General features: G+C 48.7%; 22 protein-coding genes, 1 tRNA gene and 2 pseudogenes. 15 read left to right on the top strand and 10 right to left on the bottom strand.

All coding sequences use genetic code 11. The annotated features are described in order from the left end of the window. The first annotated feature begins 89 nt into the window (after positions 1-89). From ACJJIN_RS13810 to ACJJIN_RS13800, 3 genes are all read left to right on the top strand, one after another. Positions 90-992 (top strand): MlaA family lipoprotein, encoded by a 903-nt coding sequence (locus tag ACJJIN_RS13810; protein WP_413664483.1) that lies wholly within the window; start codon positions 90-92, stop codon positions 990-992. Between the two features lie 38 nt (positions 993-1,030). Beyond that, positions 1,031-2,209 carry a PP2C family protein-serine/threonine phosphatase gene (locus ACJJIN_RS13805; RefSeq protein ID WP_444895110.1) on the top strand — a complete coding sequence of 393 codons (1,179 nt, stop codon included), beginning with the start codon at positions 1,031-1,033 and terminating at the stop codon, positions 2,207-2,209. Between the two features lie 220 nt (positions 2,210-2,429). Next, the gene (locus ACJJIN_RS13800) at positions 2,430-2,948 is read left to right on the top strand and encodes an STAS domain-containing protein (RefSeq protein WP_282934161.1); all 519 of its coding nucleotides are present in this window, start codon (positions 2,430-2,432) and stop codon (positions 2,946-2,948) included. A gap of 43 nt (positions 2,949-2,991) precedes the next feature. Here ACJJIN_RS13800 and ACJJIN_RS13795 read toward each other — a convergent pair whose 3' ends face one another. The 4 genes from ACJJIN_RS13795 to ACJJIN_RS13780 all read right to left on the bottom strand — a co-directional run bounded on the left by ACJJIN_RS13795 (position 2,992) and on the right by ACJJIN_RS13780 (position 6,461). After that, a complete protein-coding gene (locus ACJJIN_RS13795; RefSeq protein ID WP_282934160.1) occupies positions 2,992-3,450 on the bottom strand; it encodes a tellurite resistance TerB family protein in 459 nt (152 codons plus the stop codon). Next, positions 3,431-4,426, bottom strand: a complete 996-nt coding sequence (gene tal / locus ACJJIN_RS13790) for a transaldolase (RefSeq protein ID WP_444895109.1) — start codon at positions 4,424-4,426, stop codon at positions 3,431-3,433. Before tal ends, ACJJIN_RS13795 begins: the two co-directional genes overlap by 20 nt. Positions 4,427-4,470: 44 nt before the next feature. Then, complete coding sequence (gene dusA, locus ACJJIN_RS13785) at positions 4,471-5,448, bottom strand: tRNA dihydrouridine(20/20a) synthase DusA (protein ID WP_444895108.1); 978 nt, start codon at positions 5,446-5,448, stop codon at positions 4,471-4,473. Between the two features lie 842 nt (positions 5,449-6,290). Then, positions 6,291-6,461 (bottom strand): LysR family transcriptional regulator, encoded by a 171-nt coding sequence (locus ACJJIN_RS13780; protein ID WP_444895107.1) that lies wholly within the window; start codon positions 6,459-6,461, stop codon positions 6,291-6,293. Between the two features lie 111 nt (positions 6,462-6,572). On the opposite strand from ACJJIN_RS13780, the gene ACJJIN_RS13775 reads away from it, so the two are divergent. Genes ACJJIN_RS13775 through ACJJIN_RS13765 form a run of 3 tightly spaced genes read left to right on the top strand, consistent with a single transcriptional unit; the run spans position 6,573 to position 8,170 of the window. Next, a complete protein-coding gene (locus ACJJIN_RS13775; RefSeq protein ID WP_444895106.1) occupies positions 6,573-7,265 on the top strand; it encodes a pirin family protein in 693 nt (230 codons plus the stop codon). A 16-nt stretch (positions 7,266-7,281) separates the two neighbouring features. After that, positions 7,282-7,905, top strand: a complete 624-nt coding sequence (locus tag ACJJIN_RS13770) for an isochorismatase family protein (protein ID WP_444895105.1) — start codon at positions 7,282-7,284, stop codon at positions 7,903-7,905. Positions 7,906-7,948: 43 nt separating this feature from the next. Continuing rightward, positions 7,949-8,170, top strand: coding sequence for a hypothetical protein (locus ACJJIN_RS13765; RefSeq protein WP_444895104.1), 222 nt, complete (start codon positions 7,949-7,951; stop codon positions 8,168-8,170). Positions 8,171-8,250: 80 nt separating this feature from the next. Here ACJJIN_RS13765 and ACJJIN_RS13760 read toward each other — a convergent pair whose 3' ends face one another. Both ACJJIN_RS13760 and ACJJIN_RS13755 read right to left on the bottom strand, forming a co-directional pair. Further along, complete coding sequence (locus ACJJIN_RS13760; RefSeq protein WP_444895103.1) at positions 8,251-9,459, bottom strand: glycerol-3-phosphate dehydrogenase/oxidase; 1,209 nt, start codon at positions 9,457-9,459, stop codon at positions 8,251-8,253. Next, a complete protein-coding gene (locus ACJJIN_RS13755; RefSeq protein WP_444895102.1) occupies positions 9,443-10,135 on the bottom strand; it encodes a glycerophosphodiester phosphodiesterase family protein in 693 nt (230 codons plus the stop codon). The genes ACJJIN_RS13760 and ACJJIN_RS13755 overlap by 17 nt, the downstream gene beginning before the upstream one ends. A 460-nt stretch (positions 10,136-10,595) precedes the next feature. On the opposite strand from ACJJIN_RS13755, the gene ACJJIN_RS13750 reads away from it, so the two are divergent. Continuing rightward, positions 10,596-11,279 carry a fimbrial biogenesis chaperone gene (locus ACJJIN_RS13750; protein WP_444895101.1) on the top strand — a complete coding sequence of 228 codons (684 nt, stop codon included), beginning with the start codon at positions 10,596-10,598 and terminating at the stop codon, positions 11,277-11,279. A 61-nt stretch (positions 11,280-11,340) separates the two neighbouring features. Here ACJJIN_RS13750 and ACJJIN_RS13745 read toward each other — a convergent pair whose 3' ends face one another. The 3 genes from ACJJIN_RS13745 to ACJJIN_RS13735 are packed head-to-tail and all read right to left on the bottom strand — an operon-like array spanning position 11,341 to position 15,354. Then, positions 11,341-12,288 carry a hypothetical protein gene (locus tag ACJJIN_RS13745; protein ID WP_444895100.1) on the bottom strand — a complete coding sequence of 316 codons (948 nt, stop codon included), beginning with the start codon at positions 12,286-12,288 and terminating at the stop codon, positions 11,341-11,343. After that, positions 12,275-14,788, bottom strand: coding sequence for a TcfC E-set like domain-containing protein (locus ACJJIN_RS13740; protein ID WP_444895099.1), 2,514 nt, complete (start codon positions 14,786-14,788; stop codon positions 12,275-12,277). Before ACJJIN_RS13740 ends, ACJJIN_RS13745 begins: the two co-directional genes overlap by 14 nt. A gap of 38 nt (positions 14,789-14,826) precedes the next feature. After that, the gene (locus ACJJIN_RS13735) at positions 14,827-15,354 is read right to left on the bottom strand and encodes a hypothetical protein (RefSeq protein ID WP_444895098.1); all 528 of its coding nucleotides are present in this window, start codon (positions 15,352-15,354) and stop codon (positions 14,827-14,829) included. Positions 15,355-15,630: 276 nt separating this feature from the next. On the opposite strand from ACJJIN_RS13735, the gene gltX reads away from it, so the two are divergent. From gltX to ACJJIN_RS13720, 3 genes are all read left to right on the top strand, one after another. Next, positions 15,631-17,106 carry a glutamate--tRNA ligase gene (gltX, locus tag ACJJIN_RS13730; protein WP_444895097.1) on the top strand — a complete coding sequence of 492 codons (1,476 nt, stop codon included), beginning with the start codon at positions 15,631-15,633 and terminating at the stop codon, positions 17,104-17,106. 161 nt (positions 17,107-17,267) lie between these two features. After that, positions 17,268-17,343: transfer RNA gene (locus ACJJIN_RS13725), tRNA-Ala, on the top strand. 424 nt (positions 17,344-17,767) lie between these two features. Beyond that, a complete protein-coding gene (locus ACJJIN_RS13720) occupies positions 17,768-18,391 on the top strand; it encodes a Type 1 glutamine amidotransferase-like domain-containing protein (protein WP_444895096.1) in 624 nt (207 codons plus the stop codon). Between the two features lie 84 nt (positions 18,392-18,475). On the opposite strand, the gene ACJJIN_RS13715 is transcribed toward ACJJIN_RS13720, so the two are convergent. Next, positions 18,476-19,204 carry a tyrosine-type recombinase/integrase gene (locus ACJJIN_RS13715; protein WP_444895095.1) on the bottom strand — a complete coding sequence of 243 codons (729 nt, stop codon included), beginning with the start codon at positions 19,202-19,204 and terminating at the stop codon, positions 18,476-18,478. A gap of 164 nt (positions 19,205-19,368) precedes the next feature. Between ACJJIN_RS13715 and ACJJIN_RS13710 the strand changes: the two genes are divergently transcribed. The 5 genes and pseudogenes from ACJJIN_RS13710 to ACJJIN_RS13690 all read left to right on the top strand — a co-directional run bounded on the left by ACJJIN_RS13710 (position 19,369) and on the right by ACJJIN_RS13690 (position 22,293). Next, positions 19,369-19,662, top strand: coding sequence for a hypothetical protein (locus tag ACJJIN_RS13710; RefSeq protein ID WP_444898285.1), 294 nt, complete (start codon positions 19,369-19,371; stop codon positions 19,660-19,662). Further along, on the top strand, positions 19,614-19,979 hold the full coding sequence (locus ACJJIN_RS13705; RefSeq protein WP_444895094.1) for an IS3 family transposase: 366 nt from the start codon (positions 19,614-19,616) through the stop codon (positions 19,977-19,979). Before ACJJIN_RS13710 ends, ACJJIN_RS13705 begins: the two co-directional genes overlap by 49 nt. Positions 19,980-19,997: 18 nt before the next feature. Next, positions 19,998-20,594 (top strand): annotated as a pseudogene (locus ACJJIN_RS13700) (IS3 family transposase); the annotation flags it as partial. Between the two features lie 329 nt (positions 20,595-20,923). Continuing rightward, a complete protein-coding gene (locus ACJJIN_RS13695; RefSeq protein ID WP_444895093.1) occupies positions 20,924-21,304 on the top strand; it encodes a hypothetical protein in 381 nt (126 codons plus the stop codon). Positions 21,305-21,339: 35 nt separating this feature from the next. Next, a pseudogene (locus tag ACJJIN_RS13690) lies at positions 21,340-22,293 on the top strand (IS30 family transposase). Positions 22,294-23,061: the final 768 nt, after the last annotated feature.

Raw genomic sequence — 23,061 nt, 5'->3', positions numbered from 1 at the left:
CCAGCTGCTATGCTGCCGAGGGTAGCTTACGAATTATTAGGGCGTTAGAATCCTTGGTCTCACTAGTTTGATATAAGAGGAGCAGGGTTGTGCTTGGAAGCAAAACTTTATCGCCCTGGTTAATGGCAACTCTGATAGCTGTTACTCCAGTAGGGGCGCTAGCGCAACAAGATCCGTTTGGTGGTGCAGCTCAAAACCCGGCTGCGGTAGATACCAGCGGAGCAGAGGATGCCAGTGCCGATGACGGGGGCCTGTCTCTCGAGGATGAGTACGGCTTTGATCCTGCCGATGAATTTGGTGGTGCTGAGGGCGAAGATTTATCACTTCGCGACCCCTGGGAAGGTTTTAATCGGGCCATATTCTCCTTCAACGATGGTGCAGATCGCTATGTGTTGAAGCCCGCCGCTGTCAGCTATCGCCAAATTACCCCGATTTTCGTACAGCACGGTGTCAGCAACTTTTTCGACAATCTGCGCGAAGTTACCAATACTTTTAATGATGTTCTGCAGGGTAAATGGGGCCAAGCGGGCAATGACGCGGGTCGTTTCCTGGTGAATTCCACGGTAGGTATTGTCGGTATTCTGGATGTTGCCCAGCACATGGGTCTCGAGCAGGGTGATGGCGAGGACTTTGGCCAGACTTTGGCTGTTTGGGGTGTGCCTTCTGGCCCCTACCTGGTTTTGCCGCTACTGGGTCCATCCACTGTACGGGATACCCCTGCCAGGGTCGTGGATTACTACACCAACCCCTTGACCTATGTAAATGACGACGCGACCAAATATGCATTGAAGGGTACAGATATCATTCAGAGCCGTGCCAGCCTGCTGCAAGCGGAGTCCCTGTTGCATGGTGATCGCTATGTACTCTTGCGGGATGCTTACCTGCAGCGCCGCGACTATTTGATTGTCGATGGTGAAATGGATGTTCAAACCGAAGAAGAGGCCGCAGAGGCAATTGATCAGGGTGAAGTGGAAGAGGCTTCCGACTACTGATTTGTCACCTAGGGCAGATAACTTTTTAGAGCCTTTATATGGCCGGCCCCAGTAGCCTGGTGCTTACCGACGATGAGCGCTCCCGCAATTTTTTGCGAGGGGCGCTTTCGCGTTTTGGCTTCCAGGTAAGTGTTGCCAACAACGGGGAAGATGGCATCGGCCAGTTCAGCCCCGGCGCTTTCCATATCGTATTGATTGATCGCTATTTGCCGGATATGAGTGGGCTGGAGGTGTTGCGGCGGATAAAACGCATAGCCCCAGAGGTGGCTGCGGTAATTATTGCCTCAGATAGCGCTGCCGATGATGTACTCCAAGCGATGCGCCTTGGAGCCAAAGACTATCTGGTTAAACCCCTGGAAGAAGCAGCGGCTATTGATCGTATGATCTGCCGTATCAGCGGTGAAGAAAACCTGGCGAAGCAGAATCGCGAATATAAAGTGACCTTGGAGCGTCGCAACAGTGAACTGCGGGATCATGTCGAGCTGCTGCGCAGAGACCAGGAAGCTGGCCGTTTACTGCAACAGCATTTACTTCCCCGTACCCCCTATCACTACCCCAGTGGCGTGGAAGCATCCTACCGGCTGGTTCCCTCCCTGTATCTGAGCGGTGATTTTGTTGATTACGGCTTGTTCGGTGAGCGCTTTGTAGCCTTTTACCTGGTCGATGTGTCGGGCCATGGTGTCTCTTCTGCGCTGGTTACTGCCCTGATTAAGCACAGTATTATGCATCGCTTGCGAGAGCGCCCCTTATTTGCCCAGCTGGATTCCCTCAGTGATGACTTGTTGGATGTCCTTAATCTGGTCAATGGCGAGTTGTTATCCACAAAATTGGGCAAGCACGCCAGTATGTTTGTCGGGGTTGTGGATAATAGTGCCCGGCAGTTGCACTATGCCGTCGCCGGGCAAATACCTATGCCGGCCCTGGTAAGTGAGGCAGGTGCAGACTGGTTGCCGGGAAAAGGGCGCCCCCTGGGTATATTTGAACGGGGTGATTGGCAAGTGATGCGTGCTGAGCTGCCGCCCGCTTGGCGCCTGGTCGCTTGTTCCGACGGTGTACTTGAATTATTACAGGGCGATCTGCTCGATAAAGAGGCCCAGCTTTTGCAGGCTATTTCAGAGAGTGGGGGAGAACTCAACAGGCTCTGTCAGTCTCTAAAAATGGATACTTTTGGTGCCCTTCCGGACGATATTACGATTCTCACTTTAGGCCGCCAGTAATGCCTAAAACTTCTATCGATAGTCTTCGACTATGAAGTCGAATTTTGTGCTTTATCGCACTTGTCAGTCTGCATAGTCAGGAGTAAGCTCCGCCCACTTTATGCACAAAATTGCACTAGGCGCCAAAAACGTCAAATGCTATTGTGTTCTCTACCAGTGAACTTTTGCCATCCGCCTGCACTTCTATCAAAAAGTGTATTCGGGTGAGCCAGGGGTTGTTATGCAGTCCGGGCAAATTATGGTTGGGGCCCACCAGGGCATATACGTCATCAAGTTAGTAGGTGATGTTCGTCTCAACCTTTGTACCTCATTTGATAGCTTTATCGACAACATGTTTGCACGGGGTGATTTTGCCGGAGTGGCATTTGATCTCGGTGGTGCAGAAGGTGTTGATAGTACGACTCTCGGCCTGATGGCGAAGATTGCTATTCGCGCTCTGGAGCGGGGCTGTGACAAGCCGCTGGTATTCTCTGCGGGTAAGGGTATCCGCCATCTATTGGACGCTATGGGCTTTGATTCGTTGGTTGAAATCAGCGATACGGTCCACGATATGAGCGTACCCACCACGCCTTTGGTATGTAATAGTCCTGACGAATGTGCTGCGCGGGAAAAGGTGCTGGAAGCTCACCGGGTATTGATGAGCATGAACGAGCAAAACGCCGAGACTTTTCGCGACTTGGTACATACCCTCGAGCGAGAATGCTCCCCGGTTGCCAAATCCTCGGCGCATTATCACTAGCGCTTATTCTCTCCTAATCCCCAGTCCTGGAAATCTCCCTTTCTTAGCAACGCTTCATATCCCTCGCTTCGGCGCGTGCCTTGGTGAAGAGTCCGTGTGGCAGATAAATTAGCTCTGCCACCCTGCGAATCAGGTGCTCCTCGAAAGCCTCGATAACATCATCTGAAAAAGCTACCTGCCACATCTGCAAAATCAGCAGGTATTTATCTCTCTCGCTGAACTGTTCATTCACCGCCTGGGTGAACTCGAACAGGGATGTGGCTCTGTCCCGTTGGCCAATAGCTTCACTGACTATTTCTGTGGCACTAGTCTGGTCGAGAGAGTAGTGCTGGCATAGGAGTTGTGTGAGCGTTTCACGCTCACACTCATCGAGCTTTTGATCGACAGTGGCGACCTCGACTAACAGCGCAGCGCTGATCATCCGCACGTCTTTTTCGTCACGTGCTTCAACATCAACGCTATTTCCTATCTGCTCAAACAGTTTACGGATTTGTTGCAGCATGAATTTCCTGCTGTCCCTTTACTCGGTTCTGTAACAATAGCTCTAAACGTTCCTGATCCTTCACGAAGTTCCGGATGCCATCGGCAAGCTTTTCAGTGGCCATGGCATCGCTATTCAATTGAAAGCGGTATTCGGCTTCAGCCAGATCCTGTGTCGGCCGGGATTTGGTTGCGGATACCGGTGGCAGGCCAGCAGCGAGAGGTGCCTCACTGTCCTCCAGGGCCTGTAATAGCTGAGGGCTGATTGTCAGTCGATCGCAACCAGCCAGGGCCTCGATCTCCCCGGTATTGCGGAAGCTGGCGCCCATCACAATGGTTTTGTAGTCTCGGGACTTGTAGTACTCATAGATATTGCGCACCGAGATTACGCCCGGGTCCTCTTCCGCAGGGAATGACTCGCGGCCGCTGTTGGCGATATGCCAGTCGAGGATTCGACCGACGAAGGGGGAGATCAGAGTTACCCCGGCTTCGGCACAGGCAATCGCCTGGGATTGACTGAACAACAAGGTCAGGTTGCAGTGGATTCCCTCGCGCTCCAGTACTGATGCGGCAGCAATGCCTTCCCATGTCGACGCGATCTTGATCAATACCCGCTCTTTGGCAATACCTGCGCGTTCATAGAGGGCGATCAGGTGGCGTGCGTAATCAATAGTAGCGCGGGTATCAAAGGAGAGGCGAGCATCGACCTCGGTGGATACCACCCCGGGCACCAACTGCAAGATTTCCGTGCCGATGCTGACAGCCAGTTTGATGGCGGCCAGGCGTGCAATATTTTCCGCGTTCGAGCCACCCTGGTGGCTTTCGGCCCACTGAAGTGCCTCGGCGATATGGTTGTCGTACTGAGGGAGCTGGGCGGCCTTAAACAGTAGGGAGGGATTGGTTGTTGCATCTTGAGGACAATATCGGCGAATCGCTTCAATGTCTCCCGTATCTGCTACAACCTGGCTGCGCTGTTTGAGTTGCTCCAACTTGTTCATGGTTCCTCCCTTAATTATTCACTGGTCTACATATTGAAAGCGGTCTAAGCGGCTTGGGTGACCTGGGCCAGTGCCTGTTCAAGCACCTCGGGACCCGCCCCCGGCTTGTGGGCATTTTCGCTCAAATGTCGGCGGAAGCGCCGAGCACCAGGAAGCCCCTGGAATAACCCGAGCATATGCCGGGTGATATGATTCAAGCGCTGTCCGCGCTGCATTTCCTGCTCGATATAGGGCAGCATCTGCTCTACCACCTGGATGGCATTCGGGCCGGTCTCACCGCCAAATAATTTGCTGTCCACCTGGGCCAGGATTGTCGGGGTTTGGTAAGCCGCGCGCCCCAGCATAACACCATCCACGTGGCTTAAATGTTGCTGGCATTCCTCAATTGAATTGATCCCCCCGTTAATAACAATTTGCAGTTGGGGGTAATCTTTCTTCAACTGGTAAACCATGTCGTAATTGAGCGGAGGAATTTCGCGGTTTTCCTTGGGGCTTAGCCCTTTAAGCCACGCTTTGCGCGCATGGACGATAAAGGTATCCACACCGGCATTGGCCTGGGCCTCCACGAAGCGGGTCAGGCCTGGGTAGTCTTCCATATCGTCGATGCCGATACGGTGCTTGACGGTAACCGGAATAGATACCGCTTCCCGCATGGCAGTGAGTCCTGCGGCTACCACATCCGGTTCCGCCATAAGGCAGGCACCAAAACGCCCGGACTGGACTCGGTCACTGGGGCAGCCACAGTTAAGGTTGATTTCGCTATAGCCCCATTCCTCGGCGACACGGGCGCATTCAGCCAGTTCTTGAGGGTCACTGCCCCCCAACTGCAGGGCGACAGGTTGCTCAGCTGCATCAAATTGCAAATGTCGCTGTTGGTCACCATGCAGTATTGCCCCGGTGGTCACCATTTCCGAATACAGGCGTGCATGCTTGCTCAATAGACGCCACATATAGCGGCAATGGCGGTCACTCCAATCAAGCAGCGGAGCGGTACAAAAGCGATGGGGGCTAAAATCGGACATAAACTACGGTGTAACAGACTAATAAAAACAGAATAGCCCGCCATTATATGGGATGTAAAACGTAGACCCCATGTGGAAATGTATGTGGATGAGGGTATTTTGACCTCTTGAGCATTTATTGTGCCCAACAGTTGTGCCGGTTGCATGGGGCTGACAGCTGTCCCGCTGGACAACGTATGCTTGCTGGGCTGGTCGTGAAGCTCCAGAACCGAGGCCTCTTTTGGTGAATACTTAGCGCTACTAGGCTTGCATAAGTGGTGAGTAACTGGGGTAAGGTCAAAGTATTATCTTGCCAGCAGTTTATTGAGAGCATGGACCTTGTATGGCTCTATTAAAAAGCAGCTTCTTTTTTAACTTAGCTTTCCGTAGTGGAAAGGCAGAAGTTTAATTGCTTAGAAATAACATTTTTTCGTCCGCTATTCTTGCGGCCAGATATCACATAGTTTTCTTTGTTTAAATATCTCAGGTAGAGCCCCAATAAACGCACAGATTTAAGTAATCTTGATTCTATTTTATGGGTGTGGTGTATAAATGACCTTTCTTTCCATGCTCTAACTTTGTAATAGATTGGCAACAGTGCCTTGATTAATAATTTAGAAGTCATCCGAAAAACTTAGACTTATATTTTCTCGAGCACCTATTTCATACTGCGAAATTATGGGAAGGATCTTACCAGGACGCTAATTAAATAACTTTCGATGATTCTCCTAACCTTTAATTTTCGTAGGAGTTTCATCTTTTAAGGTGAGCTGGGTCGGTAATGAACCTGCAGGATTTCAGACACTTCCCCTTCGGTCAGTATCATCTCTTCTTCAATACGCAGACAGTGATTTAAATACTTCCTACCTACTTCCTTTAAGGTTTGAGAGCCTGACTGATAGCTGACCCTCCAGGTGGGTGATTTTCTTACTTAAGTTGGCTTTTGGTATAGCCTGGCGATTTGCAGCTTGGATAAAGCTACCTGTTTCCACTACGGCTAAAAGCACCATCATATCTTTGAGATCTTGGCTCATAGAAATCTATTGTTGTTGAAAGTGAGATAGTCATATTCTGATTTTGGTATATATCAAACAATAAGTTGTACCTAAGATACCTCCATCGCTTACATATTTTGGAGGCACATCATGAAAATCCTCAAACGTGACTCACTACCGCTTGGCGGTTTTGCTGGGCTTACCGAGCACAGGTTGGTAACGGATAGCCAGGTATTCGGTCCGCACAAACATCCACATACCTCTGAAGGGCTCGATAATTTTGTATATCTGGCCGATGCCCGCTTCAATCCGAAAGGCGAAACAGGCACGCACCCCCACCGTGAGATAGATGTGATTTCGGTCATGGTGGATGGACGAATACAACATGAGGGCTCTTTAGAGCATGGCAAAGGTTTAGATAAAGGAGGAGTGCAAGTCCAGCGAGCTGGAGGCCAGGGGTTTACACACAACGAGGTGAACCCGGATAGCAAAAAAAATCGAATGATCCAGCTATGGGTCTTACCAACTGTCTCTGGTCAAGCCGCAGGCTACAAGTATTACATGCCCAGCCAAAATAAGGTCACCCGGGTTTATGGGGGCCGCGATGATCAAACAGTGACCTTTGATAACAGTACGATTATCGAGATCGCCAATTTAAATGCAGCTGAGCAAATTTCATTTAGTGGTGAAACTCTGGTTTACCTAACTAAAGGGTGGGGAGTCTTTTCTGAATCTGGGCAAAAAGAAAACGTGAAGGATGGAGATTTAATTAGGAGTTATAGTGGTAAGTTAATTGCAGATGTTAATACAAGTGCAATTGTTATTAGAAAGTTAAAATACTAAATAGGTAGGTAGTACCGTGAATAAGTTTTCAGAGACCTTAACTAAAGACAATTCTGTGTTGGCATTAATTGATCATCAAACGGGACTATTGGTGAGTTGTCGGGATCTGGATCCGCATCTGATGACGGAGAACATAAAGGGATTGGCAAATCTTGCGAAAGCAGTAGGTTTACCCACTGTTGTTACCGCGAGTATGCCTGAAGGCCCTAATGGTCCTATTATGCCAGAGATAACAAACATCTTGGGCAGTGAAATAATTGAGCGTGAAGGTGAGATAAACGCATGGAAAAGTCCGGAGTTTAAGCGAGCTATTGAGGCAACCGGGCGTAAAAAAATAATTATGGCTGGCATCGTTACGGATGTCTGCTTGATGTTTCCCGCTATCTCTGCTGTAGCCGAAGGGTATGATGTATATGCCGTAGTGGATGCTTCTGGTACTTGGAATAGTACAGTGACACAAGCTGCTATGCATCGTATGACGCAGGCGGGCGTTAAAGTTGCTACTTGGTCATCCGTGTTGGCTGAGATGATGGATGATTGGCGAAGTGATCACGGCACGGAACTTGGGGGCATATTAGCTCAACACACGACCTATCGATGGGTATATAGCAGCTACCTTACTGCAGCAAACCAAAAGTAATTCAAAGCCCATCCCATTTTACGGGAGGGGCGGGAGTATATCTATGGTTCATCACAATAAGCATTTTGCTACATTAATTACTTTTTTATCCCTGATTCCTTTGGTTTATTTTATTCCCGACAGCTTAGCCCTAATTTTGCCAGATCATAAATTGTTACAAGTAATTGCTGCTGTGGCGATTATAGTACCGATTATTAGCTATTTGATTATACCGTTCGCTTTCTATTTGGTTGGGCATATTTACGGTAAAAAGGTGAAGAGATAATTTATTTGTCAGATGACTATTTTGGGTTGATATTAAAGTGACTTGAGATTGGAAAATTAAACTGCACATTCAAAATGTATTTAAATATTTCGCTCTCTTTCGGAGGAACTATCTTCTGTTTTGGTCGGGGTATTTTTTGTGGCAATCGATCGACCAGCCTGGAGGGTGGGCTCCAGTTTTTTCAGTATCTTGCGGGCAGTAGCGCGGTAGCTGGTCAATTTGCCGCCTGCTACGGCCAACATCCGTGGCTTCTTATCGTCATCGCAGCAAATAATGGATTCCCGGGATCGCGCGAAGGGGCTCTTCTCCATTTCAGGAAGTACTCGCAGCCCCGCGTAGCTCTCGCAAATGTCCTCTCCATTCAACCCTCGGGCTTGCGCAAAATATTTCTGTACGGCCTGTAAGAGATAGCTCTCTTCCTCGAGAGTCGGTGTTACGTCGCGAGGATCGCCGAAATAGGGCCTCTCTGTGGTCCCTACCAGGGTTTTGTCTTGCCAGGGCATTACAAAAATTGCGCGTCCGTCATCAGCTTCGACGTAGTAGATTTTGTCGCCTAGTGATAGAGGCAACAAGATATGGGTGCCTGCAACCAAGTCGATAGGTGGAATATCTACTGGGGGCGTACAGCGAGCATTGGTATTGGCTACCCAGGGGCCACTGCAATTGACCAATGCACGGGTGCGCAGGGTGTTGAGCTTGCCGTTAGCTACATAATCAATCCGGACATGGTCGCGGGTGACTTCTGCGCCTACCAAACTGCCAGGGCAAATTATTTGAGCCCCTTGAGCGACTGCCGAAGCTACAACGTCACGGGTTAAAGCGGCATCGTCGGTTTGTGCATCGTAGTAGCGAAATACAGCCTTCAGGCCTTCCCGATTCAGGCCCGGCAAGCTGTCCCATTGGGATTTAGGGACTTTTCGAAAGCGGGAATCGCTGTTGTTTATTCCCGACAACAGGCTGTAGAGGCTCAACCCCAAGCGGACCAGCCAGGCCGGTCTTTTGCTGTGCTGGTAGATAGGGATATAAAAAGGGACCATTCTCACGAGTTCAGGCTTGTTGTCCAGTAGCCACTTTCTCTCCCGCAGGCACTCGTAGACCAAACGGAACTGGCCGCTCTCCAGGTAACGCAAGCCGCCGTGAATGAGTTTGGAGGAGCGAGAGGAAGTGGCGGCGGCGATACCCAGCTGTTCAAGTATCACTACGGAATAGTGATTTGTGGCCAGGACCTCAGCGGCTCCCGCTCCCTGTATACCTGCGCCGACTACCAGGACATCAAAATCCGTAGACATCACTCGCTTCCCGGGAGCGCATCAGCAGCGGCAAGTTGCCGGTGAGAATATGGTGAGCACCGCGCTTGCGCCAGAGTACTGCCTCTTCTGTCGAGTTGATTTCATAAACAACCCATTGCCAGGGGCCTGGGGGCAATTCGTCACATTCAACCTGGCTGTCGCGAATTAGTAGATATTCTGGCGCCAAAGTAACAATGTCGGCAGATAGGCACCGGGAGACACTATTGATCTCAAGGGCAACCCGATGCCAGCCCATATTGCGGGCGGCTCTGAGGCTGCGGCAGTCTGCGGTGAGTAGAGCGAATGACTCATTCTCACTGCGCATCAGCTCCATTAACTTTTTAACGGCGGTGACAAATCCAGTGGCGGCGATATTGGCAGGTGAGATACCGATAAACCAATCCAGGTGGCGATGGCAGCTGGCCCAGTCTACCAGCTCGATAAAGCGATTGATCGACTGGTGGTGTAACTGTGAGTCCCTAAGGGAGTGGAAGACCTGGGACTGGTCATTGCCGGGGATGTGCAGGCTATCCTCGTGGAAGCACCAGGGGATGCCGTCGGCGCTGAAGCGGATATCGCACTGAATAGCGCAGGCCCCCAGATTATGGGCCGCCTCGAAAGCGGCAATCGTATTCTCTGGTTGGCGGGTCTTGTCGCCGCGATGAGCAATTAACATGTGAATCTGGTCCGAAAAGCGGGTGTTATTGTCGTCTGGAATTGGGCGTAATTTGGCCTTTGCCCAGAGATGAACCGGACCCTGGCTGGAGCCGGGTCATACAGGAAAAATAGACGGTGCCACCGCTGTTGCAAGGTTCACGGGGAGGAAATATGGGACCAGAGGGCTATCAATGGAGGGCTGGGGTTTTTACATAGTGATGATGCTGAATCGATTGCATACTGCCCATATGGATAGAGCGCCACTGAGTGAGCTAGCGGTATGTCCCGTCAGGATGACCTATTACGTTGGCAGTGTTTTACTTTTCAGGCGGTGTAGGGCAAATCAGTATTGCCTCTTATTTACTAGCGGGGCTGGTGATATTGATTTAAGGGAGGCTCATTAGGTTCCGATTTGACTTGTGGATAAAACAGCCCGATATTGCGCTTACTATAAGAAGTTCTAAGACTACCTGCTCTTTATGAAAAAAGTACTGCTTTCACTGCTACTCTTTGTCGTCCAGCCAGTAATGGCAGCTATGTCTGTGGATAAAATTGTCCTTTACCTGGAAGATACTCCCAGCGCCCGGGATGATGTTCTCGTCAGCAATCCAGATAATGAGACGCTATATATCCAAACTGAAATATTCCGTGTGGATAACCCCGGCCATGATAATGAGAGTCGAGTCAGGGTCATAAATCCCGATGAATTTAAACTCCTTGTCAGCCCCGCAAGAGCTGTCTTGGCCCCCGGAGAGAGAAAGCGCTTTCGCTTAATGGCCTTAGATAGAGATCTTGAAGAGGAAAAAGTCTACCGGGTGACTTTTAAACCGGTTGTAGGTGATATCAAGAGTGACAGAACGGCACTAAAAATCCTTGTGGCTTATCAGGCGTTGGTATTTGTGCAGCCAAAAGGTGGAGCTTATAAAATTGATCTAGTGGCTGAAGGGGATAATTACCGACTCACGAATAGTGGCAATATTAATGTAGAAGTCGTGGAAGTTCGTCATTGTGTGACTGAAGAGAAGTGTGAAAAACTTGAGGCCACCGGTCGGTTATACGCTGGCACCAGTATCGAAGTAATGGGTAAACCTGTTGGCGGCGAGCTGGAAGTTTTACTGCGAGGACAGCAGAGTGAGCGGGTTCGTTTTCCTCTTAGTGGCTAATTAGAATTGGTTGCTTGTCTATAGCAGGCTGGGCGGATTAAAGGATTATTTTGTATTTAGCTCACTGGCTGCTCACCGTTACTGTGAGTACATCGGTGTAGAGAGGTTCGCCCGCGTTTTCCCAGTCTGAGGGCGCAATAGAAATATAAATTCGCGCATTATCAGAAAGGCAGTTTTCATCCGAAGTTCGGCTAAAGCTGCCGGAGATATCGCCCAGGCTATCCGGGGAAATGCCTGAAGTTGCAGCCAGATTGTCTGAGAAGGCTACGCTGTAGGGGATTTGTTCACTGTTTCCCCCCAATTCATAGGCACTACTGCCTGATCCCCCGGTGCTGCCATTGGCGCTGGACAGGTTTACTGTGTAACCGCTAAATCCTATACCGCCAACACAAAAGTCCTCACTGCCCTCAATGGCCTGTCCAAACAGGGTGCCACTGTTGCTGAGGTCAATATCACCCAGATTGCGAATGGCGATGTTTGGCTCTACGTCCAGCACAATGTCAAACTGAACTGTTTCGGTGCCGGCAGTCCAAATAATAAAATAATTATTCAGTGTCATCTCAAAGCTGGCGGAGTAGCGGCTGGAAGAGGGTATTTGGCTGCTGTCCAGCTCGATCACTAAATAAGTATCTGCATCGTCACTGGTGCCAGCAAAAGTAGCGGACTGAGTTCCTGGGCTGAGTGTTTCCGTGGTGCCGTTATTGGCTCGAAATGAAATATCAATATCCAGCTGTTCACCACTGTCCGCAAATAGTGCGAAAGTAGATCCACTGAGCGGACTCACTTCTACATCGTAGCGCAGGGTCCAGCTTCCCAGCAGGCTTCGGGTAGTGAACTGAATTTCTTTAGGTTCTGATTCGTAATCAATAGTGTGTGAATCTTCCAGGCCACAAACTCGCAAATCGTTATTGCTAGAGCAATTTACCTGGGCTTGTACTGGTATATTAAATAGCGGAATCAACAGTGCAGAGGCCAGGCCAAGTTTGTGCAGCTTCTTAATTACGGACACGGCTTACCTCTGCTATTTGCCCAGTCTGGCAGTTGGCCTCTGACTCTTCTATGGTTCCCAGGTTGAGCCAGCTATCGCCCGATGAAGCGGCTTCGATTGAGGCTTTACAATTTCCCCAGCGAACTTCTGTATTTAGGATGGTGCTATGTTCACCGTGGAATTCCATTTGGAAAACGCCATATTGGTCAGTTTGCGCTGAGTGTTCGCCAATGATTATTTCTGTATTTGCCAGTCCCTGGCCAAGGCTGGTCAATCGGCCCAGTACCAGGATTTGTGGCAGTATCTGGTAACTGCTGGCGCCCACATTGCCCGGATACAGGGTAATGGTTTCGGAGGTTTCCCTGTAATCGAAAAAGCCCTCTTCCAGGGGCCGGAGGGAAAGGTTGTAACTGTGATAAGCCGGTAAATTAATCACTGACGTTGTGCCGCCTTTGGCGTATCCACGGCGGCTGCCATTAACCAAAACTTCAAAATCTTTATCTTCACTGCCTTCGATATTTACGATAACCGCGCTCTGGAGATTTTGCTCACCGCCCCAATTGAGGGAATTTTTTGTGGCAATCAGGTTGGTGCTGAATCCTCCGAGGTAGTTGATCGCACGGCCTTCATCATCATCATAAAGACCAACTGCAGTATTCAAGTATCCGTGATGTCCCGCTAAATGCGTACGGGCCTCCAGGTAATTGGCTTCTGGGGATGCCTCCACAGAAAGCTGCTGCTCAAATTCAGCCGCCCATAAATCCCGGTCGTACCAGCGGCTTTGCAGTGCAAATCGCTCGCTGCTAGTGCTTTGTTCACTGTTGTCGCTATAGAGATTAGCGGTGTGTTGCCAGTGTTTGGAGCGCATTCGGAACTGGAATTCCAGACTGGTGTATTGCTCGCCGTCTGCATCACTGTGGGACAGAGTGGCGTTGCCGAGCCAATGGGTGCTTTTAAAAAAGGGGTGGCGGAACTCCAGGGTTTTTAACTTCTGGGCACTGCTCAGTGAATCGCCATTGTCGATGCTGCCGGGGAGTTGGTTTTGGTCCCGCTCGCTGAATCTTAGGGATAGCTGTCCGCCCAATACTGCTGTGCGCAGACTCAGACTTGTTTGGGAATAGCTGCCCGGCAGCAATGTATATTTATCGTTATTGAACGGCGCTGTATTGGCATCCAGCTCGGTTTTTACTGCACTAAAAGTCCCGTAGGGCAGTTTAAGTAATGCCTGTAATCGGTATCCGCTGCGCCCATCACCGGACGTCACCAAGCTTGGGGAGACTTCAACGCCTTCGCCAATCCAGCGACCGCCGACTTCCAATAATTGCTGCTCCTCGGCTGCGGCGCCAGAAACAAAAAGACCTAATCCGGTCGTTAAACGGCGTGCGACAGAGGCAGTAATAATTCCATCGTCGTAGTGGTCCGGCAGAGTGTCGTCCCAAAAACTGCGGGTGGGCAAACCTGCCTGTAAGCTCCAAAACCACTCACCGGGGGCAGGCAGTAGAGAATCCTTGGCAAAGAATTCGATATGCCGGCTCAATACCCGCCCCGCTTCATCGTAGGTGCGCACCTCAATGTCGTAGGCGCCGTGGGGTAGGGTAGAGGTATTTAACAGGCGGTTGCCGGCCTCCAGTAGTTCGGTGTGGATAAGTCGTTCATCCCGATATACCTCGACTCTACCGCGCACCGGCATATTAATTTCAACCGGCGCTCCCTGTTGATAACTGATATCGGTTCGGGTGCGCTGGGAAGTGCGTAGCTCTACGCCATAGATCGCTTCCTGAGGCCGGAAATAGCCAAAGCCCCCCTGGGGTTGTAAAAGACCGGCCGAATAGGCTTGCCCCCGAAAATCCCGGCTCCAATACAGATTATGGATACGGCTGCCCTGCTCTGAGGCCACAGACCATTGTGAATGCAGAGCGCTCTCACCGAAGCTCACTATGGTGTTGCCATTTAATGCAGCGCTATAGCTGTCCGGGCCCCAATCACTTTCAACTCCACTCCAGGAACCGCTCAGGTTTTGTACGACAGAGAAGTCAGAACTCGCTTCCGGCAAATAGGGATCATTGATTGCCGCTTGTTGCGGTAACAGATCTTGTGAGAAAAAAAGATCCAGCCGGTAGAGCTGCTCATCGTAAATAACGGCAAACTCCGAGGGCATTAAGTAGCCGCAGCCAATCTGCCGGTTTGAGCGGCATACATGGTGACTGTTTCTTGTTTGCGGTCGTTCGAGGATGGAGAGAATTCGCTCGGTATCGCGAACCTCGGGCAACAGTTCGAGTACCTCAAATGGGGAGTCAAAGCGAACAAAGCGCGGATCTATTGTGACTTGCGCAGCACCAATTTCCCGGCCGCCGTAGTAGAGATCCACCACGAGTTGCTGGGGTTCGGTGAGATCATCAAACCCTTCAGGAGCAGAGGTTTCCAGTAGGAAAGTCGCTGCGGTCGCTGCAAGGGCATCGGGGCAAGAGGCTTGCACCAGACACAAAGCCAGCGCAAGGCGCCCCAGATGACGTCCTGCCATATTGAGCTATGGCTGGCAGGGCCAGCCACTCTTTACTGTTACTCGGAGGCGACAGTGATCAGCAGGGTATCGGTATAGGTGGTGCCATTTAGCACAGTTGCAGTTTCCCAATCGCTGTTGGCCACAGTGATTTGGAAGCGCGCGTTATCATTGGAGCCACAGGAAGCAATATTCCGGGTTTGGCCTGTCAGCGCATCGCCCTCGGTAACAGTAGTAAAAGTACCGGAGGTGCTGTTATCAAAACCAACACTGTAAGGGACATTGTTGGTGCCGTCAGTGAGGGTGAACTCAGTATCATTTACTGAATCATTACTGTCGAAAGTGATGCTGTAGGTGGAGAACCCGAGGCCTCCCACACAGAAATCTTCGGTGCCTACGGCATCGGTACCCAAAGTGGGATCGGTAATCGTGAGGTTGTCTACACGAGTGATCTCAATAGTGGGTGTGAAAGAGAGAGTGATATCACTGTTTGCACTATCAGTAGCGGCCATTGAAGCGGCAGAAATGCTGAAAAGGGTACCTGCTGCAATAGCAGAAAACAGTGTGCGAACTACATTTTTTTGCATGGTATGCCATCCTGAGCGATTAATTTATCGTTCTTAGAGAGAAGCTGCTCGCGGAAACCCCTGCAAAATTTGGGGTAATACGTTAGTCAAGCCATTCCTTCTTTATGGCCGCAATAATACTTTTTTCGTGATGTATGTCACGTCATTAGCTCACAATAATGAAGTTATGGCGCGTAAATATTCTTATTGAGGAGAAAACCCCGCCTGTGCCAAGAGGCTGGCCAGCGCTATAATCCTGCGGTTTAACGAGTCCTCCATTTATCAATCAGGTTTATCATGACCGTAAGAACCCGAATCGCACCGTCTCCAACCGGTGATCCCCACGTTGGTACAGCCTATATTGCCCTCTTCAACCAGTGCTTTGCCCGCGCTCAAGGCGGCCAGTTTGTATTGCGTATTGAAGACACCGACCAACAGCGCAGTACCCCGGAATCGGAGAAAGCCATTCTCGACAGCCTGCGTTGGCTCGGGCTGGACTGGCAGGAAGGACCGGACGTTGGTGGCCCCCACGGCCCCTATCGCCAAAGTGAGCGCGGGGATATCTACAAAACTTACTGCGATGAGCTGGTACAAAAAGGGCATGCCTTCCACTGCTATCGCACTGCGGAAGAGCTGGAGCAGCTCCGCGAAGAACTGCGTGAAGCAGGTCGCATCGCACTGAAGCCCAGCGACTTGGCGCTCCCTGAAGAGGAAGTGGAAAAGCGACGCGCTGCCGGAGCACCTTATGTGGTGCGTATGAACGTGCCCGAAGAGGGCTCATGTGTAATTGAGGACCTGCTGCGCGGTACTATTGAAATCGACTGGGCCCAAGTAGACGCACAAATTCTGCTCAAGTCCGATGGTATGCCCACTTACCACTTGGCGAACGTGGTGGATGATCACCTGATGGAGATCACCCATGTTCTTCGCGGTGAGGAGTGGATCAACTCCGCACCCAAGCACAAACTGCTGTACGAATACTTCGGTTGGGGAATGCCGGTGCTCTGCCACCTGCCGCTGTTGCGCAACCCGGACAAGACCAAGCTTTCCAAGCGTAAGAACCCCACCTCTATTCTGTATTACCAGCGCGCCGGCTTTATGCCTGAAGCACTGCTTAACTACCTCGGCCGTATGGGTTGGTCCATGCCGGATGAGCGCGAGAAGTTCTCCCTCGAAGAGATGCTGGAGCATTTCGATATTCAACGTGTCTCCTTGGGCGGCCCGGTATTCGATGTAGAGAAACTGTCCTGGTTGAACGGCCTGTGGATTCGCGAACTGGAAAACGAGCAACTCGCCGATCGCCTCACCGAGTGGATGTTTAACCGGGACAACCTGCTTAAGGTTCTGCCCCAGGCGAAAGAGCGCATGGAAACCTTCGGTGACTTTGCACCGCTGGTTAGCTTCCTCGCCTCTGGCAAATTGCCCCTGACCGAAGACAGCTTCAGCGGTAACAAGCTGCCTCTGGATGACCAGAAGAAGCTGCTTCAATTTGCCCTGTGGCGCTTGGAAGCCCTGCGCGCTTGGGACAAGGACAGTATCTTCCAGGCAGTGAAAGCCCTGTCCACGGCTATGGAAATCAAGCTGAAAGACTTTAATGCCCCGCTGTTTGTCGCCATCAGCGGCACCACTGCGTCCTTCTCCGTGATGGAAGCCATGGTGCTCCTGGGCCCCGACCTCAGCCGCGCCCGCCTGCGCCAGGCGATCGACGTATTGGGTGGTGCCGGGAAGAAAGTGTTGAAGCGCTGGGAAAAAGAGTACGCTGGACTCAAGTAAGGCTGATCCGCGTTGGCGAGCCCCTGGAAGCGGCAGCCTCCGGGGGCCTGTGGTGTCAGCAGCTAACTAATTGATTAAAAAGTTATTTTTTCTGTTGACAGGCGTCTAAACCTTGCTAAAATGCGCCCCGCTTTCGACGGAAACGTCAAGCAACAAAATTTGGGGCTATAGCTCAGCTGGGAGAGCGCAACACTGGCAGTGTTGAGGTCAGCGGTTCGATCCCGCTTAGCTCCACCAAATTTCCCTTGTACTTCAAGGGGTTGCGAGAAGAGGTTCACGGCCTCTTATCCGGTGAACAAAAACTCGCAAGAATGAAAAAAGGGCCTTAAGGCCCTTTTTTTTTCGTCTGAAATTTCTACCTTGAAAGCTCTTGCCCATCCAGGTTGCTTTTCATATCAACTTAACTACCCCCCCTGGTTCATCAGCCATGCCTGTATGTGCCGTTATTCAATTTGAGCTTTTAGTTAAAAGCTAAGATGGCCTTTTTTTTCATTCTGCCTTTGTGTTTTTAATGATGTAGATATAGGTCAATTTTGTCATCTCCAATGACTGTATGATAATCCTGTGGCTTTGTAACGAGCTTCTTAGCTTTTTCCTTAGAGAGTGCGTGCTTTCAATATTAGGCAGTTGATTCGATTTATACGTTAAGGGATTAAAACACATGACCAAACTGTTCTTGACCTCATATCTCGCTGAGGTTGCTGATGTAATTGGAGGCTATGAGAGAGGTCTTGAAGGGAAAGCGGTTACATTTATCCCAACTGCAAGTATTCCCGAAGAAATTGATTTTTACGTTGATGATGCAAGGCGGGCCTTCGAAAGGCTGGGCCTTACTGTGGATAACTTGGATGTATCCACAGCCTCAATCAGTGAAATTGAAAGCAAACTTAAGAATAATGAATACATTTATGTGACTGGCGGCAATACGTTTTTTCTGCTTCAAGAACTCAGGCGAAGTGGGGCGGATAAAATCCTACTAGAACAGGTAAAATCCGGTAAAACGTATATTGGTGAGTCGGCAGGTTCTGTCATACTTTCACCGAATATTGCGTATATCCAGGAGATGGACAATGCCGATGTTGTAAAGGGTTTAGAGTCTTATGAGGGGTTGAACCTTGTGGATTTCTACCCGTTACCTCACTACGGGAATCAACCCTTTAAGGATGCCGCTGAGCATATCCTCTCTAGTTTTTCCAATGGGATAAATCTCTATCCTTGTAGTAATAACCAGATGATTACTGTTGTTGATGGCAGTGCTGAGCTTCTAACCGTAGAAGGTGAGTAAGTTCGCTCTGCTCCTACTAACTTGGGTTGATACCTAGGGCTGAGTTAGTAACGAAATTATTAAAAGGGCTTTCCTAGCCCTTTTTTAAAACTCTCGACCGATTGCCTGCTCATCTAGGTAAATAGCAATTTCTTCGTAATCGATGCCATGCCTAGCTTGATACGCCTGCGTGACCCGCTCATCAGTATGCGCCATTAACTGCTGCACTGATTCCACATCATACCCCATACGCTTAAACCGGTCTGAAGCCAGACTGCGTACTTCGTGGAAGCTGGGTGGGGTTTGATCTTTGGTTAATCCGATATAGAGACCGGTAGCGTTGAGAACTTCGGTGAACATATCGCTCAATCGGTCGGGGATTACCTGGCAAACATGCTCTTTGATTTTTCCCGTTCTCCGTTGCTTAGGTGTATGGCTTAGTAAATAGGGGCAGCGATAATTCCTTAGGCTGAGTTCTCTCGCGCGGTTTATAAGTTTGCCAAGTTGTTGGTGGGTTTTTAAATTAAAATTTAAGTGGCTGGCGGCAAGGCTGTCCCGTTGCGCTTCAGATTTATTAATCGTTTTGCGTAGATTGTCACCTTGCAGGTGTTTCTCAAAGTTCAGTTCGCAGATATCGGCGCGACGCATGGTAGTTAGCATACTGATACCCATAGCGACCTGAAGCGCTTCATAGCCTAATTCCCCGGCCTTGTCATAGATGGTCCAGTAAGCTTCCAGGGTTAAGCGTTGGCGCTTTTTAATGGGCTTTCCCTTTTCCAGCAGGCGCGGGCGATCGTCGGCTGTGGTGAAGGGGTTGCTTTCCAGTTTGCTCAAGCCTTCAGCCATTAGGTAATTAAAGAATTTATTAAACTCAGCGCGGCGCGCGGAAACCTTCCCCCATTGAGTAGACGCCTACCTTTTGAATAAGGTAGGAAAAAATGCCGAAAATACTGAGTGAAGAGCGGGTTGTTGAATATTCAACAGAGTTTTAAGTTAGAGTGGTAGCTCTCACTAATCAACTGAAAGTAGATACGACGACTATCGCCAACGTTATTGGTTTGCATCCAGTAATGGTGTTTAGATGGCGACAGGAAAGTAGAGAAGGCAAGCTGGTCGAGAAGCCCAGTCGTAGAATAAGTATGACAAAGACAACGAAAACTCAGTCTCAAACTGATGATAAAGAGATAAGACGTCTAAAAAAGCAGGTTGAGAAATTGCAAAAGGAGAATGATTTCCTAAAAAAGTGGGAAATGTACCTGAAAGATCCAAAGCTGAAAGATTCTCGTTCATAGCTCGTAATCGATCAGACTTTGGTGTCAGGTACTTATGTAGATACTTGAATTTTTCACCCCAAGGGTTTTATAAGTGGCTCAACCGTGATGAGAGCACTCGAGACATAGAAAATAGGCGAATTCTTGGATGTATCGAAGCTATCTATGCGCAGCATGATGGTAATTATGGAAGCCCAAGAATTAGCGCAGAGCTGAAAGCTAATGGTGAACGAATAAATCACAAGCGCGTTGAACACCTTATGAGAGAGGCTGGAATCGTGGGGAAAGCCGGAAGGATCTATCGCCGACGCCCTTTGCCTGGAAATCCTTGCATTTAGGTTGAAAATTTACAAAGAGAGCATGATATGCCGAGTAAACCAGACTCTCAATGGGCTGGTGATGTAACCTATATGAAAATCAATGGGCAATGGCAATATTTAGCTGTGATTATTGATCTTTACTCCCGGAAAGTGTTGGGTTGGGAGCTGTCGGACACTCGAACTGTTGAGCTAACACTGTCAGCGCTAAATAAAGCTGTCCGTCGCAGAAATATAGAATCAGATCCAATATTTCACAGCGACAGAGGTTCTGAGTACGGTGCTCATGCATACCAAAACCGACTCAAGGAACTGGGTATTGAGCCGAGCATGAACCGTCCAGGATTTATGAATGATAATGTGTATGTAGAATCATTTTTTCAAACACTGAAAACTGAGAGTTTCAAAGGGTTTAATTTTGAATCCGTTGAGGAGCTAAGAACTAACTTATCTTGGTATCTTGATAAGCACTATAATTTTAAAAGAAGACATGGTTCACTTGGGTTCAAAAGCCCAGATGAATATAAGGTGGCGTCTACTTTAAGGGGGGAGGCTTCCGATCCGGTGTCTGATGGTATTATGATACTGTCGGACGACTTATTGTGCATAGCTCGATTGCGGCTATGGCAATTCTGAGTGGGTGATACTAGTCGTTGCTTTCAGTACTGGAATGGGCGTACCGCCGGTGCGAAGCCCCGAATTATAGAGCCATGGCTTACATCTGCAGAAAGTTCCCCCCTAACTTATTGATGTAATTGCGGGTAAAATGTGTTCAAGAGCGAGAGATGAAACCAGGCGATTTGAGCCGATGGCTGACTATTTCTGGTTATTATTTGGTCAAAATTTTTTACCTACTGTAAATAAAGGCTTTTTTACATAGCTTAAAGGTCTACTTCAGAAATAGTGGCCTCACGGATAGTGAGCCACTGGCTCTTTAATAAACTGTTAAATGTAATACCTGAATCATGATGCTAAACAACGTTTTTAAATTTATTGTTATTTCTTTCTTCATCTTATTTTTTGGTGTTTGCGAAAACGATAGCACTTCAAAAAGTATAGGTATGTCTGACATAGAAGCTCTTAACAAGGGATATCCTAAATTATTTGCTCTAGGTGATACCGAAGTATTTGTACATCGTCTGAAAGATAATGATTCAGAGGTTTTTGGGGCTCCTATTGTAGTTTTAAGCGCTATCGCTGAATTCAGCGACCCCATAGCGGAGGAATGCGATACCATCGCCCAGCCAGGAGGCGTAAAAGAGGAGCTTTATTATTTTTGGAACAAATGTAATGTAACTTGGTTTCGGATAATAAGTGCAATTGGTAAGGGAGGGCTCAGCTGGTAGAGTCGGCACCTCTCCCGACCAAGAGAAAGGCACTGATGAGCTACTACCAATTGAGCGAGAACGAACGATACCAGATTTACAGTTTAAAAAATCCGGACACTCTCAAAGAGCAATAGCAAAATTGTTAGAGAGGCACCCCGCAACGATCAGCCGAGAGCTACGACGCAATACAGGTTTGCGAGGATATCGCCCAGGGTAAGCGCATAAGCTTTCGGAGCTTAGACGCAGGCAAGCGTATAAGGCACAGAAGTGACTGATGGAGTGTGGCAACAAATAGTCATCCTACTCGGAAAGAATTAAGTCCTCAGCAGACTGCAAGCTATTTAAAGAGACATACAGGTGTATCGTTACATCATGAGACGATTTACCAACTCATTTATTTAGATCAGGCAAATGGTGGAGACTTATACAAGCATCTTAGGATTGCATCAAAGCCCTATCGTAAGCGCTACGGTAAGTATGATCGACGCGGAAAGATCAAAAACAGAGTGAGCATAGATGAACGACCAGCGGTTGTTGATCGGATAAATCGGATAGGTGACTGGGAAGGTGATACCGTTATAGGCAAGGGGCGTGGTGGAGCTTTGCTGACCATGGTTGAACGCAAGCGCTATTTACTGTTATTGTCAGATTAACAGGTAAACGATCAGGCTTATTGGCTGAAGCAGCGGTTAGTCACATGGTGAACTTCAAAGAAAAAATCAAAACAATTACCTTCGGTAATGGTCTTGAGTTTGCTGGTCATGAAACAATTGCAGAAGGCTTAGAAGCTCATATTTATTTTACTCACCCATATTCATCTTGGGAGAGAGGGATCAATGAAAATACTAACGGCCTCATTCCCAAAGGGTACCGATTTTAATAAGGTAACAGACGAGCAGGTTCAATTTGTAATGGATCGCCTGAATAGTAGACCAAGAGCGAGTCGAGGTGGAAGGTCACCGAATGAGTTATTTATAGGGCTGCAAGCTGATCTGCTTGCGGTATAAAAGGATTGCACTTAATACCTGAAACCAAGCTATTTATATTTGGTCGCTTGTTGATAGTAAAAATTATTTCGTACGTTGCATGATTTGAGCGTTTGAGTTTTTCAGATTCTATGAGCGTAGTAGTTATAGAACTTAAATTTTAAGTCAGGAGATATATAAGAGACTCCCTCTAGCGCTGCCCTAAGTTTAAAATATTTTTGATATTTTTGGAAGCAGGCAAGAACCTGACTATTATTTTACAGACATGATAAATATCACTTATCTATTAGAAGGTAAATGTGCCCCTATAAGGCTTACCTTAGATTTTTAAGCAGGGCAATATGGGAGAGTTAACGGCATGACTGGTTTGGTGGATATTTAAAAATCATGGCAGGTAAAAGCTCGTTATTTCCGGCTTCTCCTGAAGCTTGATTATGAAAGATGACTTATATATGAAGGAATTGCAAATCTCCAGCGATGCTACTTCTTTAAAGTTAAGATGAATAGATTGTCGCACAGTCAACTTTTTATGGCAGAAATACCTCAGGCTGGTTGATGCTAACATGGTTAATGTCTTTATAGGTGGCTGGGAGAGGTGCTCTGGTTGTATTTTGATCAGCCGTTAAAAGCGTTAGATCGTGTTTTTGCAGGACAGAGCAGAATCCCAAGTCTGAGGGTAGTAGCTCCCACAGCAAAGCAAGGTTGTAGAGAATAAAACTTGCTCAGGGAGTAAATTTTTGTTTAGAATTCAGTAGGTTGCCCATTTTCCAATGGTTCCATTGTAGCTGA

The organism is Microbulbifer maximicatervae (SeqCode), assembly GCF_052467505.1.
The sequence above is the reverse complement of the archived record's forward strand: the minus strand, read 5'-3'. Positions and strand labels throughout refer to the sequence as shown.